This window comes from Enterobacter sp. DNB-S2, assembly GCF_019443845.1.
Classification (GTDB): Bacteria; Pseudomonadota; Gammaproteobacteria; order Enterobacterales; family Enterobacteriaceae; genus Enterobacter; species Enterobacter asburiae_B.
On record NZ_CP050520.1, the window covers coordinates 2,473,891 to 2,487,321 of the forward strand.

Below are 13,431 nucleotides of genomic sequence, written 5' to 3' on the forward strand. Positions count from 1 at the left end.
CAATTCATTTTCCTCTTATCCCGAGCTTTGTTACAGTGACAAGAGTTGTCAGCCAGGGATGTCAGGCGTGATAAGGTGGAAAAGCTCGTGCATGTGAAAAATACTTTTTACACAACAACCATTACCGTCATCATTGTCTCATTGATCATCTCGCTGTCGCTTGCCGTCCAAATTGCCACGTCCAGACAGCAGTCAATTCAGCAAATTAATACCAGCGTTGCTAACCTGAGCCATACCCTTGATGTCTACACCGAGGGGATCATGCGCCAAAGCGAAATGTTAATTACTACCGTTTCCGACATAATCGAAATTTATGGCATGACGCCGCAACAGGCGACCAATATTCAGCGGATGATAAATAATCAGGATAATCTTCTTACCCAGATTAATAATGTGGTTGTTTACGACGCTCAGGGCGATATGTTTACCGCGCTGCATGAAACTTTTACAGGCCCACGCAAAGGATCGGACAGGTCATTTTTTATCTATCACAAGGAAAATAAAAATCAGCAGATTTTTATTGGTGAGCCCGTGGTCAGCAGAACCAATGGCAAATGGGTCATTACCATTAGTCGTCGTCTTGAAACCCACACCGGAGCATTTAACGGTGTCGTGGTGGTGACGCTGGGTATCGAGAATTTTCTCGCGCTTTACGGGCAGATTAATATTGGTCATCTGGGCGTCATTGGCTTAACGACACAATCCGGCGTGCTGCTGGTCCGTCACCCCTTTAAAAATACCTACGTCGGCACGATTTTTTCTGATTCACCCCTCTTCAGGAAATACCTTAAGGTACAGAATACCGGGATAGCCAGTTCCGTTTCGCGGTTTGATAAAATCGAGCGCATTTATGCCTATGAGAAAAACCGACGCTACGGGCTGGTGACCACCGTGGCCGTCAGCATTGATGAAGCCCTCGCTCCGTGGCGCAAGCAGGCCATTCAGCTGGCGCTACTCATTTTCGTTTTCACTGCGATACTTATCGTCGCGTCATACTTCCTGTATTCCGACTTATCCAGAAAAACCAGAGATAATAAGGCGCTGAAGATTATCGCTTCCGAGGATGCGTTGACCGGGCTGTACAACCGTCGCATTTTTGATGAAAGAATCCTCTCGGAAATCGCGACTTGTGCCGCGCATGACGCAGCAATTTCGATACTGATTGTGGACGTGGACTACTTCAAAAAATACAACGATAACTACGGCCATCCGGAAGGGGACCGGTGTCTGACGCTGCTGGGAAACAGTCTCAGGGAGAGCCTTACCCGTGATAATCAGATTGTAGCGCGCTACGGCGGAGAGGAGTTTGCGCTGATATTGCCTGATACGGATATCCAGGAGGCGCTTCGACTGGCGCAGACGATCATTCGCAACGTGTTCTCCCTGCAAATCGCGCATGATTTTAGCCCCTTCGGGCGGGTGACGGTAAGCGTCGGGATTTCTACCGCGCGTGCGGTCGACATCGCGGGCAGCCAGCAGAATATCATTATTGCCGCTGACCAGGCGCTCTACCAGGCAAAACGCGCAGGACGTAACCGGTACGCGTTTGTTGGGGTATGAACAGAAAAAAAAGCCCACTCAGGAGTGGGCAAGAAATACTGGAAGCAATGTGAGCAATGTCGTACTGAATACCTGAGTGTTACGCTCAACTATTCAGTGTTGAGAAAGATAATCTTTCTCAACAAAAGATGCAACCCCACAGTTTATGCGGCAGGCTCTTTTTGTTGATGAATAATTGCGCACTCTCTCATTGTGATGCCTATCACAAATTTCCTTTCTGAAATCCTGTGCTATTCTTTTTTGTGTCGTTGATTTAATGACAAAAACCATACAGAGAGGAAAGTTATGGGAATTTTATCCTGGATTATCTTTGGGCTTATTGCGGGTATTCTGGCGAAGTGGATCATGCCGGGCAAAGATGGCGGTGGGTTTATCGTCACCGTAATACTGGGTATTATCGGCGCGGTAGTCGGCGGCTGGATCAGTACGCTGTTCGGTTTTGGCAAAGTCGATGGCTTTAACTTCGGCAGTTTCGCTGTCGCGGTGATTGGTGCGCTGGTTGTTCTGTTTATCTACAGAAAAATCAAAAGCTAAGGCTTACAAGCGTTAAAAAAGGCTGCCAGATGGCGGCCTTTTTACGTAGTGGCGTTTACCACCAGCCAAGCTGCGTGCCGGCAAATGCCGCGATGGCAACGATCAGCATAACGAGGGTCGTTTTTCTCATTTATGCCCCAGGCGCCGCGTAACCACCGACAAAAAACCATGCTAAAAAAATCACCGCCGTTATAAAAATAACGACCGGGAAGAGGATCCCTATTCTCATATCATCACCTGTTTCGGTTTTTGTAACGCCGTAGAGTGTACGGGGTTAATCGATAGTGAGAAAGCGTGTTTTGCTTTTTCCTTTCTTATCCTGATACATCGCGACATCTGCGTCGCGTAATGCGCTGTCCGGATCGGTTATCTGAGGGTCCACTTCGATAACGCCGACGCTGGCTCCGGGGTAAATGAGGTTGACGCTACCCAGCCAGTATTCACCGGCAATAGAGGCGCTGAGGCGCGTTTTGAGCAGCGTGACCTGCGCGTTATCTCCTTCGCTGTGGGATGTGCTCAACGACGCCACCAGAAACTCATCGCCGCCCAGCCTGCCAATGATATCGTCCTGCTGTTTTTCTTCCGTCAGACGCTTGCCCACTTCAATCAGGAACTGGTCGCCAGCCTCGTGGCCGTAGCGATCGTTAATCAGCTTGAAATCATCCAGATCGATGAACGCGATGACGGTGTTACGTTTAAGGTGCCGCGCCAGCGAAAATAGCGTGGTCAGATCTTCAAAAATGGCGCGACGGTTGGGTAAACCGGTAAGGGCATCTGTGTAAGAGTGCGCGATGAGGGCCGCGTTGGCTTCGCGAAGCTGGGTTACCAGCGACTCTTTCTGAATGGACTGGGCAATCAGACCGGCGAATAACTTCAGGACCTGTTCACCGCGCTCGCTAAGCGGCTTTCTGGCCGTGCTGGTGGCACAAAGCGTTCCGTAGAGTGAACCATCCGCAAGATGGACAGGAATACTCATGTAGGTCGTAATGCCGAGCGCTTTCGCCGCCTCGCATTCCGGCCAGCGTTCGGGAACGTCGTTGCTGAATACGGTGTCGCTATCCAGCGCGCGCTTGCACAGTGTTTCATCCCATGGGACGCTCAGCCCCTCAGGAATTGTCATCTGCTTGCTGTTGCGGGCGTAGAGGATATGCTGCAGTCGGGCTTCGATATCTACCTTGGTGAGGTAAGTCGACTCCATGTCAGTCACAATCTCCAGCATCTCCAGCAGCTGGCGAACGAGACCTTCAAGGGATTGTTCAGTGGCGAGGGTTTCTGAAACACGGGCAAGGATAATATCCGACATGACGTAGAATGACTCCCAGGCAGAAGACGTCTGCATCTGCATGTTATGCTGAATTTTTAGACTTCAGGCATAGTAAAACATGAATATAAAAAATTTAATATATGCAGGGAGAGGGCAGCAGCAGAGAAAAAAAGGCCCCGTTGTTGAGACCGGGGCAAAGACATCTTGATTACGGAATGATGTTCTCTGGTCATATCGAGAACATGCCACACTATAGTGTTGAAAAGTGCAGTTAAAATGGAGAAATCATGGAGAAAGGGGCGATGACCCGTTAACCTTAGATTGTCATGATGTCACAAGGATCAATGAGATGAGATTTCTGCTTCTGGCGCTGGCGCTTCCCCTGGCTGCCTGCACCGCGAAAACAACCCCACCCGATGCGCCGAAACCACCGCACGCTATCGGTATGGCGAACCCGGCCTCCGTGTACTGCCTGGAGAAAGGTGGGGAACAGATCCCGGTTCAAAGCCCGCAGGGCGTACGCACGGAGTGCAAACTACCGGGGGGCGAAGTGATTGATGAATGGACGCTCTACCGTCGCGATCGTCCGCAACCTGCCAGGTGACAGACCTATATTGCCTGCGATACACTTCTCTTTAGGATTATTCTTAGCCAGTCCCTGGCTATCGTTACCGTGAGAGAAGTATGTTTCAGCTTAAACCGGGCAGCATGGCGATGATCATCGGTGCCCGCACGGCGTCAGGCCGTCGCAATATTGGTAAATCTGTTGAGCTGTTTGGCCTGTGTCAGCCCGGCCTGCGTTTCGTTAACCCGGTCAACGGCGTGATGACGCAATTACCCGCTACCGCCGATCGCGCGCTTTGGCTGGTGACAGGTGATGTTTACGCCTTTGACAATCAGCACGGCTTTGCCTTTGTCCGCGCCGAACATCTGATGCCGCTCACCCCCGATGAAGCGCCGCAAATGCTTGACGAGCTGGCGATCGGCTGATCAGAGATGGCGTAGCCAGTCGGCTAATACCTGGGCGTGATTTTGCTTCGTGTCTTTGGCAGCAAAGAGCAGGGTGACGGTCTGCCTGTTCGCCAGCGTCGCCAGACGCATTCCCTCGTCAGCATGCTGCGCCAGCTCTTCCCGATAAGCCTTGCTGAAGGCGGCGAAATCAATGGTTTCGCTATGAAAGGCCTTACGTAATTCATTCGAGGGCGTGAGTGCTTTACACCATTCATCATACGCGAGGTCCGTTTTTTTAACCCCGCGCGGCCACAGCTTGTCCACCAGCACCCGATAGCCGTCGCCCGGACCAGCCTGCTCGTATACGCGTTTGCATTGAATCATAATTCCACCCTCCCAATTTAAGGTATTGTGATAATTGCAGAAGATCGGTAGTCTGAGGTTCCTTATGTTATCTGATAATACTCTGGCATAAGGAACCTTTCATGGAACACCTCCCGGTTAAAACGACGCTGCGCATTGCGCTGGTTGGCGATTACAATCCCAGTGTTATTGCGCATCAGGCGATCCCGCTGGCGATTGACGACGCCGCCGCAGTCCTTGACCTCACCGCCGATTACGACTGGCTTGCCACCACTGAGCTGACAAGCCCTGAAGATCTGGTGGGCTACGATGCCATCTGGCTGGTGCCTGCCAGCCCCTATAAAAACACCGAGGCGGCCTTTATCGCCGCGCGCTACGCGCGTGAAAACGGCGTACCGTTCCTGGGCACCTGCGGCGGATTCCAGCACGCGCTGATTGAGTATGCCCGCAATGTGTTGGGCTGGGCCGATGCGGCACATGCCGAGACGGATACAGAAGGCACCATGGTGATTGCGCCGCTGACCTGCTCGCTGGTGGAAAAAACCGATGCCATTGAGCTGCGCAAAAATACGCTGATCGCGAAAGCGTACGGCAAGCCGGAAATTGAAGAGGGCTATCACTGTAACTATGGCGTGTCGCCGGCGTTTGCACAGGCGCTGGAAAGCGGTGACATGCACGTTACGGGCTGGGACGAACAGGGGGAAATTCGCGCCGCAGAACTGGTCACGCACCCGTTCTTCGTGATCACCTTATTCCAGCATGAGCGTGCCGCGCTGGAAGGCCGTCCGGTCGTGCTGGTGCAGGCGATGCTGCGCGCGGCTCGCGGGTAGGAAAAGGCAGACCCGATGGTCTGCCACAGTCTTTAACGGGGCGCGATCTCCCGGTCTCGCCCGGCAAGCACGCCGCAGAGCGCCATTATCACGGCGGCCAGAGCGCAGCCCAGAAGCGGGATTTGCCAATTTCCCGCGCTATCGTGAATTTTCCCCATCAGCGGAGGGCCGCAGGCGGCGAGCAGATAGCCAATCGACTGCGCCATACCGGACAGCGCCGCAGCCTGGTGCGCGGAGCTGGCGCGCAGACCGATGAACGTCAGGCCGAGGATCATCGTTGCTCCAGAGCCAAAGCCAAACACCAGCGTCCACATCACCGCCATGTCAGGCATAAACCATAGCCCCGCCGCGCTTACCGCGCACATCAGCGCCACCGCGCCGGCGATCCCCCGCTGGTCTTTCAGACGGTGGAGGATCAGCGGAACGGCAAGCCCCGGCACGGCCGTGGCCAGCTGCAACAGTCCGTGCACCGAGCCGGCCTGCGCTTCGCTGTAGCCGTGGCTGAGCAATATCGCCGGCAGCCAGCCGATGATGACGTAGTAAATCAGCGAGTTAATCCCCAAAAAGAGCGTGACCTGCCAGGCGAGGGCCGAGCGCCAGATGGCGCGGTTATGCAGCGCGCCAGCGCCCGTTACCGTCGCAACGTGTTTCTGGCGCCACTGCGGCAGCCAGAGCAGCAGCGCGACCAGCGGAAACGCCATCAGCATCAGCAGCGCGCCATGCCAGCCCGCGCTACCCTGCGCCAGGGGAACAATCATCGCTGAGCCAAACGCCGCCGAGACGCCCATCGTCAGGGAATAGGCCCCGGTGAGTCGGGCTACCTGGCCCGGGAAGTCACGCTTAATTAATCCGGGTAACAGCACGTTCCCGAGCGCAATCCCGCAGCCGATGACCGCGGTTCCGATGAAAAGCAGAGCGGCGGAAGGCAGCGAGCGAAGTGCAATTCCGGCGCAAATCAGCAGCAGGGCGACAAACAGGCTGCGCTCCATGCCGATACGTCGGGCAACGCCTGCGGCGAGGGGTGAGACAAGGGCGAAAGCCAGCAGGGGCAGGGTGGTCAGCAGACCGGTTTGCGCCGTGCTTAAGCCATAATCAAGACGAATAGTGTCGAGCAGCGGAGCTGCGCCGGTAAAGGTGACGCGAAGCGTAGTGGCAATCATCAGGATGCCTGCAATCAACAGCGCGCCGTGTTTTCCTGAGGTGCGAATAGCAGTAGTCATTATGTTCTCATACGTTCAAGCGAGCGCACACAATACCGATTTTCCCGGCGGTTGAAATCAGGCTAAAATGACAGTTTATCGCTAAAATCGGACAAACTGATGATTGGTCTGGGACTGGACGGCTATGATCCCGATAGCCAGCACGATGCGGCCGTCGCATTTCGCATCCGCGTGGTGGCGGAGGAACAGTATATTCCCCGGCATCATCACCGTAAGGGGCAGCTGATTCTGGCCCTCGGCGGCGCGATCACCTGCGAAGTGGAAAATGCCATGCTGATGGTTCCGCCCCAGTACGCCGTCTGGATCCCCGGCCAGATGCCGCACAGCAACAGGGCCACCCCGGGCGCGCAGCTCTGCTTTTTGTTCATTGAACCGGGGGCGGCAAGCTTGCCCGACCGCTGCTGCACCCTGAAAATCTCCCCTCTGGTGCGGGAGCTGATTTTATCCCTGGCGGAAAAATCGCGTGAACAATTCTCTCTTGCGGCCACGTCGCGCCTGGTAGACGTTCTGTTTGACGAGCTGCCGCTCCAGCGTCAGGAGCATCTGCAGCTGCCCGTCTCGCCCCATCCTAAAATTCGGCTGATGAGCGAGAAAATGGCGGAAGAGCCCGCCGCCTGGCAGACGCTGACGCAGTGGGCGAGCCACTTTGCCATGAGCGAACGCAACCTGGCGCGGCTGGTAGTGAAAGAGACCGGCTTAAGCTTTCGCCGCTGGCGTCACCAGCTGCAGCTGATCGTGGCGTTACAGCATTTGATCGGTGGGAAATCGGTACAGCAGGTGGCACAGACACTTGGCTACGACTCTACCACCGCGTTTATCACCATGTTCAGAAAGGGACTGGGCCAGACGCCGGCGCGTTATATGGCCAGCCTGACTACGACTTCCCAATAAACAGAGAGACAAGGCCTGCCGCAATCAGCGGCCCCACCGGAACGCCGCGAAAGAGCGCCACGCCCAGCACGGTGCCCACCAGCAGACCCGCCACCAGCGAGGGCTGGCTGCTCATCAGCGTAACGCCGCGCCCGCCCAGCCACGAAACAAAAATCCCCACCGCGATCGCCACCAGCGATTTCCAGTTTACAAACGAGTGCAGCAGGGTTGAAGCGGGAAGCGTGCCGCTGGCGATGGGCGCCATTACCCCGATGGTTAAAATGATGATCCCGATGGTGAGGCCCTGTTTTTCTATCCACGGGAAGAAGGTATTTAACGGGGTCACGCGAACAATAATCAGCACCAGAATCGAGATGGCGACGGTGGTGTTATGGCTGACAAAGCCGAGCGCGGCGAGTGCCAGAAGAATGAGCAGAGTAGGGTCAAACATAGGGAATCCTTGCCAAAATAATCAACTTGCTTACTGTACGCGCAAACGCGGCGGAGGACAGTTTTAAAAAGATTATATTGCTGTCATAACCTTGTCATTTACGCGGATTAAAACGAAGGCAGATATCGCAAAAGGGGTCGCCATCATGAACGATCACATGTTTGTTGAAACGCTGATTATCTCCTCATCGTTTTTCGCTATTGCCATTATTCTCGTCGCCTCCGTGCTGTTTCTGGAAAGAAAAGGCTGACAGGGGCGTCAGCCATCGCGGTTACGCTTTGTGGAAGGTCACCAGCTCAGGACGGGCGATGCGCAGGTAATCCTGGGTATCCATAATCACGGATTTCTCCAGTAAACCGGCGTTAAAGGCGATTTCGTCAAAGCGCTCGAACAGCAGCGGGTCGGCAACCAGTGCCAAATCAGGATGGAAGCTAAAGGGCGGGATAGCGCCGAAAACGCAGGCGGTCAGGGTATCGACCTCGGCCGGGCTGGCGAGGGAGGCCTTCAGCCCGCCAAAATGGCTGGCAAGCTGGCTCAGGTCGGCCTGCAGATCGGCGGCGAGGATCGCCAGAACGTGTTTTTTTACGCCGTTTCCCTTCACCTTGCAGACCAGGGCTTTTGCGCCTTGCCGCAGATCGGTCCCGCGAATTTCACTTACCGCTTCGCATTTCCCAACCGCCTCGTGCTCCATGACGCGAAACCGCGCGCCTTGCTCGGTAAGTAAGGTAATGAGCTGCTGGTGGGTTCCTGTTCCAATAACGTCGTCAGTCATAACGATTTTCCCGGTGATAATCCAGTATGCAGCTTTCTACATTAGCACGGGATGAACGGGGTCGAAAGAAAACAGCCAGCGCGTTAGCTGGCTGTTGGATTATGCGTTGCTGGTAGCAGATTGTTTATGGAACAGCTCCCTGAACACCGGATAAATATCATCCTGGTCACGGATATGCTGCATGGCAAAATTATCGAACATTGCTTGCAGATGTTCATACTCCCGCCACAGGGTCTGGTGCGCGCGACGGGTAATTTCGATATAGCTGTAGTAACGCACCACCGGCAGAATTTTCTTCGCCAGAATCTCGTGACACAGCGGTGAGTCGTCGGCCCAGTTGTCGCCATCGGACGCCTGCGCGGCATAAATGTTCCACTGCGCCGGGTCGTAACGCTCTTTGACCACTTCATCCATCAGCTTCAGAGCGCTTGACACGATGGTCCCGCCGGTCTCCTGCGAGTAGAAAAACTCATGTTCATCCACCTCTTTCGCCTGAGTATGGTGACGAATATAGACCACCTCCACGTTCTTATAGGTTCTGCTCAGGAACAGGTAGAGCAGAATATAAAAACGCTTCGCCATATCCTTCGTGGCCTGGTCCATCGAGCCGGAAACGTCCATCAGACAGAACATCACCGCCTGGCTGGAGGGCTCAGGGCGTTTTTCGTAATTCTTGTAGCGCAGGTCGAAGGTGTCTATAAACGGTACCCGTTCGATCTTCGCTCTTAGTTCCGCAATCTCTTTACGCAGACGCTCCTCTTCCAGCAGTTGCGCCGGTTCCGTGTTTTCCACGACCTTCAGGCTGCTCTCCAGCTCGCGCAGTTCGCGCCGTTTGCCCGCCGTCATGGCCGTTCGTCGCGCCAGCGAATTCTGCAACGAACGCACGACGCTGATATTGGCGGGCACGCCGTTGGCGGTATAGCCCGCGCGATGGGTTTTGTATTCATTAATCTGACGATGCTGATTCTTTTTCAGATTCGGCAGCGCCAGGTCTTCAAACAGCAGGTCGAGATATTCGTCTTTCGAAATCTGGAAGACAAATTCGTCCTGACCTTCACCGTCCTGGCTGGCCTGTCCCTGACCGCTTCCTGAACCACCGCCGCCGCCCTGAGGACGCTCAATTCTGTCATTCTGAACGAAGTGGTCATTACCTGGGTGTACGCGATGGCGCAGGCCGCCTCGCCCCTGATGAAACATCGGTTCGCTGATGTCATCGGTGGGGATGGAGACAGACTCGCCGCTGTCGACGTCGGTCACCGAGCGTTTGTTGATGGCCTCGGAGATAGACTGTTTAATTTGCGCTTTATAACGACGCAAGAAGCGCTGGCGGTTCACCGTGCTCTTGTTTTTGCCGTTAAGACGCCGGTCAATAAACCAGGTCATATACCCCCCGTACTGCATTTGCCAACTTGCATTTTGTAGGCCCGGTCAGCGCTAACCGCCACCGGGCACTTGTTTTTAAGACGATTTACGCACGCGCAGATACCATTCGCAGAGCAGGCGGACCTGCTTGCGGGTGTAGCCTTTTTCCATCATACGGTCGACAAAGTCGTCGTGCTTTTTCTGCTCATCGGTGGAGGTTTTGGCGTTAAACGAGATCACCGGCAGCAGCTCTTCGGTATTGGAGAACATTTTCTTCTCAATGACCGTGCGCAGTTTCTCGTAGCTGGTCCAGTTCGGATTGCGTCCGTTGTTATGCGCTCTGGCGCGCAGGACAAAGTTCACAATCTCGTTACGGAAGTCTTTCGGGTTGCTGATCCCGGCAGGCTTCTCGATTTTTTCCAGCTCCGCGTTCAGGGATTCACGGTCAAACAGCTGGCCGGTATCCGGGTCGCGGTACTCCTGATCCTGGATCCAGAAGTCAGCATAGGTGACATAACGGTCGAAAATGTTCTGCCCGTATTCTGAATAGGATTCCAGGTAGGCCGTCTGGATCTCTTTGCCAATGAACTCGGCGTATTTCGGGATCAGGTAACCTTTGAGGAACTCAAGGTAGCGTTCAGCCTGCTCCTGCGGGAACTGCTCGCGTTCGATTTGCTGCTCCAGCACGTAGAACAGATGAACCGGGTTGGCCGCCACTTCCGCATGGTCGAAGTTAAAGACGCGGGAGAGGATCTTAAACGCGAAGCGCGTGGACAGACCGTTCATCCCCTCATCAACCCCAGCATAGTCGCGGTATTCCTGATACGACTTCGCTTTCGGGTCGGTATCTTTCAGGCTTTCACCGTCATAGACGCGCATTTTCGAATAGATGCTGGAGTTTTCCGGCTCTTTCAGACGCGAAAGGATGGAGAAGCGCGACAGCGTTTCCAGCGTTCCCGGTGCGCAAGGAGCGTGCACCAGCTCGCTGTGGTTAAGCAGTTTCTCGTAAATTTTGATCTCTTCGGAGATCCGCAGGCAATAAGGCACCTTGACGATGTACACGCGGTCAAGGAAGGCCTCATTGTTTTTGTTATTACGGAAGGTCACCCATTCAGATTCGTTCGAGTGGGCGAGAATAATCCCGTTGAACGGCAGGGCGGAGATACCTTCCGTCCCGTTGTAGTTGCCTTCCTGGGTCGCCGTCAGCAGAGGATGCAGCACTTTAATCGGTGCTTTAAACATCTCGACGAATTCCATAATCCCCTGGTTCGCACGGCACAGCGCGCCTGAGTAACCGTAGGCATCCGGATCGTTTTGCGCGAAGTTTTCCAGCTTACGGATATCGACTTTACCCACCAGCGCCGAGATATCCTGGTTGTTCTCATCACCCGGTTCTGTTTTGGCGATGGCGATTTGCTCAAGGATAGACGGCCAGACCTTCACCACGCGGAATTTGGTGATGTCGCCACCAAACTCGTGCAGGCGTTTTGCCGCCCACGGCGACATGATGGTGCCGAGGTAGCGACGCGGGATGCCATACTCTTTATCCAGAATTTGCGCGTCTTCCTGCGGATTGAACAGGCACAGCGGATGGTCGTTTACCGGGCTGCGTTCACCGTTGGCGCTCAGCACATAAATAGGAACGCGCTGCATCAGCGACTTCAGGCGTTCAGCCAGCGAGGATTTACCGCCCCCCACCGGGCCGAGTAAATAGAGGATCTGTTTCTTCTCTTCCAGACCCTGAGCGGCATGCTTCAGATAGGAGACAATCTGTTCGATGGCATCTTCCATACCATAGAACTCTTCAAACGCCGGGTATCGGGCTACCACCCGGTTCGAAAAGAGACGGGAAAGCCGAGGCTCCAGGGCAGTGTCAACCATGTTTGGCTCACCAATAGCCATCAATAGCCGTTCTGCCGCATTGGCATAGGCACTGCGATCTTGCCGACAGATGGTAAGAAACTCCTGCAGTGTGAACTCTTCGTCCTTGGCAGCTTCATAGCGCTGGCGATAGTGATCGAATATATTCATGGCATGCCGTCCTTTCGTTTTTTAGCACAGGATAAGAGCCGTTCGTATGAGTAGTGGAGGCTCCCGGAAGAGAATCTCTCGCACCTCACTGCCAGAGCAGCAACCTGTGTGCCAGGTCAGACGCTAAGAACCGCAGGGTGTTCAGGAAAACTCTTCTTAAATTAAAGCGTAGATGGCATTTGCAAAACTTGCATGCCCAGAAAATCTACTTTCAATGACATATCAATAACTCATCCAAAAATTTCCACTGTCGTTATAAGACAAATGCACGTTTTTCATTCAGTGGTCATATAAATGAAAGCGTGTTGTCATCTGAAAAGTTAAGAATAATGGGTTAATCAGACTGATTAGCAGGCAAAAAATTTTGGGATGTACGGGAATGGCGGTTACACTTCATCCGCTGATTATTTGACTACAGGAAAGAATGGATTGTGACCAAACTCAAACTTCTGGCATTAGGCATCCTTGCCGCAACCGCAGTGAACACCGCGCAGGCGGAAAGTCAGTGGACGGTTGGCGCGGGTGTTGGCGTCATTAACAGCCCGTATAAACAGTATGACCGTGATGTTTATCCTGTTCCCGTTATCACCTATGAAGGCGACAACGTCTGGTTCCGCGGGCTCGGCGGCGGCTACTATCTCTGGAACGATAAGGCCGATAAGCTTTCCATCATGGCCTACTACGATCCAACGCACTTCAAGCCGGGTGACAGCGACAGCCATGCGCTTCGCCAGCTCGACAAGCGTAAAAGCACCATGATGGCCGGGCTCTCGTATGTACATAACACCGAGTATGGCTTCCTGCGTACGGCACTGGCGGGTGACACGCTGGATAACAGCAACGGCTTTATCTGGGATCTGGCGTGGTTGTACCGCTACACCAACGGTGGGCTCACCCTGACGCCGGGTATCGGTGTGCAGTACAACAGCGAGAACTACAACGACTACTATTACGGCGTCTCTAAAAACGAGTCCCGCCGCAGTGGTCTGAAAAGCTACAGTGCAGATGACGGCTGGGATCCTTACCTGGAGCTGACCGCGAGCTACAACTTCCTTGGCGACTGGAGCGTGTACGGTACCGGCCGCTATGAGCGTCTGAGCGATGAAGTGAAGGATAGTCCGATGGTCGATAAGTCCTGGGCAGGCATCTTCTCTGTGGGCGTGAGCTACAAGTTCTGATTGTGCATTAATTCAGTGCAATCTTTGCATCAAAACGGGGCGCTT

General features: G+C 54.1%; 16 protein-coding genes. 8 read left to right on the top strand and 8 right to left on the bottom strand.

Features of this window, described 5'->3' with window-relative positions; all coding sequences use genetic code 11:
- Positions 1-75: 75 nt before the first annotated feature.
- Together HB664_RS11730 and HB664_RS11735 are read left to right on the top strand one after the other, a co-directional pair.
- On the top strand, positions 76-1,560 hold the full coding sequence (locus HB664_RS11730) for a diguanylate cyclase (protein ID WP_375156328.1): 1,485 nt from the start codon (positions 76-78) through the stop codon (positions 1,558-1,560).
- 285 nt (positions 1,561-1,845) lie between these two features.
- Positions 1,846-2,094: a GlsB/YeaQ/YmgE family stress response membrane protein gene (locus tag HB664_RS11735; protein ID WP_006174788.1), complete on the top strand. Its 249-nt coding sequence runs from the start codon at positions 1,846-1,848 to the stop codon at positions 2,092-2,094.
- A gap of 130 nt (positions 2,095-2,224) precedes the next feature.
- Here HB664_RS11735 and HB664_RS11740 read toward each other — a convergent pair whose 3' ends face one another.
- Together HB664_RS11740 and HB664_RS11745 are read right to left on the bottom strand one after the other, a co-directional pair.
- Positions 2,225-2,323 (bottom strand): YoaK family small membrane protein, encoded by a 99-nt coding sequence (locus HB664_RS11740; RefSeq protein ID WP_029739841.1) that lies wholly within the window; start codon positions 2,321-2,323, stop codon positions 2,225-2,227.
- A gap of 45 nt (positions 2,324-2,368) precedes the next feature.
- Positions 2,369-3,397: a sensor domain-containing diguanylate cyclase gene (locus HB664_RS11745; RefSeq protein ID WP_219940824.1), complete on the bottom strand. Its 1,029-nt coding sequence runs from the start codon at positions 3,395-3,397 to the stop codon at positions 2,369-2,371.
- Positions 3,398-3,707: 310 nt separating this feature from the next.
- Between HB664_RS11745 and HB664_RS11750 the strand changes: the two genes are divergently transcribed.
- Positions 3,708-3,962 (top strand): DUF333 domain-containing protein, encoded by a 255-nt coding sequence (locus HB664_RS11750; protein WP_039262011.1) that lies wholly within the window; start codon positions 3,708-3,710, stop codon positions 3,960-3,962.
- 80 nt (positions 3,963-4,042) lie between these two features.
- Entirely contained in the window at positions 4,043-4,348 is a 306-nt protein-coding gene (locus tag HB664_RS11755) for a hypothetical protein (protein WP_023311247.1), read from the top strand.
- On the opposite strand, the gene HB664_RS11760 is transcribed toward HB664_RS11755, so the two are convergent.
- Positions 4,349-4,693, bottom strand: coding sequence for a DUF488 domain-containing protein (locus HB664_RS11760; protein WP_213730139.1), 345 nt, complete (start codon positions 4,691-4,693; stop codon positions 4,349-4,351).
- Between the two features lie 101 nt (positions 4,694-4,794).
- Between HB664_RS11760 and HB664_RS11765 the strand changes: the two genes are divergently transcribed.
- Positions 4,795-5,502 carry a CTP synthase gene (locus HB664_RS11765; RefSeq protein ID WP_033145239.1) on the top strand — a complete coding sequence of 236 codons (708 nt, stop codon included), beginning with the start codon at positions 4,795-4,797 and terminating at the stop codon, positions 5,500-5,502.
- 32 nt (positions 5,503-5,534) lie between these two features.
- On the opposite strand, the gene HB664_RS11770 is transcribed toward HB664_RS11765, so the two are convergent.
- Complete coding sequence (locus tag HB664_RS11770; protein ID WP_058840808.1) at positions 5,535-6,722, bottom strand: CynX/NimT family MFS transporter; 1,188 nt, start codon at positions 6,720-6,722, stop codon at positions 5,535-5,537.
- A gap of 99 nt (positions 6,723-6,821) precedes the next feature.
- Between HB664_RS11770 and HB664_RS11775 the strand changes: the two genes are divergently transcribed.
- Entirely contained in the window at positions 6,822-7,613 is a 792-nt protein-coding gene (locus HB664_RS11775) for a helix-turn-helix transcriptional regulator (protein WP_309137256.1), read from the top strand.
- Here HB664_RS11775 and HB664_RS11780 read toward each other — a convergent pair.
- Positions 7,597-8,043 (bottom strand): DUF441 domain-containing protein, encoded by a 447-nt coding sequence (locus HB664_RS11780; protein WP_024908579.1) that lies wholly within the window; start codon positions 8,041-8,043, stop codon positions 7,597-7,599. The genes HB664_RS11775 and HB664_RS11780 overlap by 17 nt on opposite strands.
- 145 nt (positions 8,044-8,188) lie before the next feature.
- Between HB664_RS11780 and yoaI the strand changes: the two genes are divergently transcribed.
- The gene (gene yoaI / locus HB664_RS11785; RefSeq protein ID WP_087822389.1) at positions 8,189-8,293 is read left to right on the top strand and encodes a small membrane protein YoaI; all 105 of its coding nucleotides are present in this window, start codon (positions 8,189-8,191) and stop codon (positions 8,291-8,293) included.
- A 21-nt stretch (positions 8,294-8,314) separates the two neighbouring features.
- Here yoaI and HB664_RS11790 read toward each other — a convergent pair whose 3' ends face one another.
- The 3 genes from HB664_RS11790 to yeaG all read right to left on the bottom strand — a co-directional run bounded on the left by HB664_RS11790 (position 8,315) and on the right by yeaG (position 12,208).
- The gene (locus HB664_RS11790) at positions 8,315-8,815 is read right to left on the bottom strand and encodes a YbaK/prolyl-tRNA synthetase associated domain-containing protein (protein WP_023335328.1); all 501 of its coding nucleotides are present in this window, start codon (positions 8,813-8,815) and stop codon (positions 8,315-8,317) included.
- Positions 8,816-8,914: 99 nt separating this feature from the next.
- A complete protein-coding gene (locus HB664_RS11795; RefSeq protein WP_219939496.1) occupies positions 8,915-10,198 on the bottom strand; it encodes a YeaH/YhbH family protein in 1,284 nt (427 codons plus the stop codon).
- A 75-nt stretch (positions 10,199-10,273) separates the two neighbouring features.
- Positions 10,274-12,208 carry a protein kinase YeaG gene (yeaG, locus tag HB664_RS11800; protein WP_008500713.1) on the bottom strand — a complete coding sequence of 645 codons (1,935 nt, stop codon included), beginning with the start codon at positions 12,206-12,208 and terminating at the stop codon, positions 10,274-10,276.
- A gap of 431 nt (positions 12,209-12,639) precedes the next feature.
- On the opposite strand from yeaG, the gene HB664_RS11805 reads away from it, so the two are divergent.
- Positions 12,640-13,386 (top strand): MipA/OmpV family protein, encoded by a 747-nt coding sequence (locus tag HB664_RS11805; protein WP_032657936.1) that lies wholly within the window; start codon positions 12,640-12,642, stop codon positions 13,384-13,386.
- The last annotated feature ends 45 nt before the right edge of the window (positions 13,387-13,431 follow it).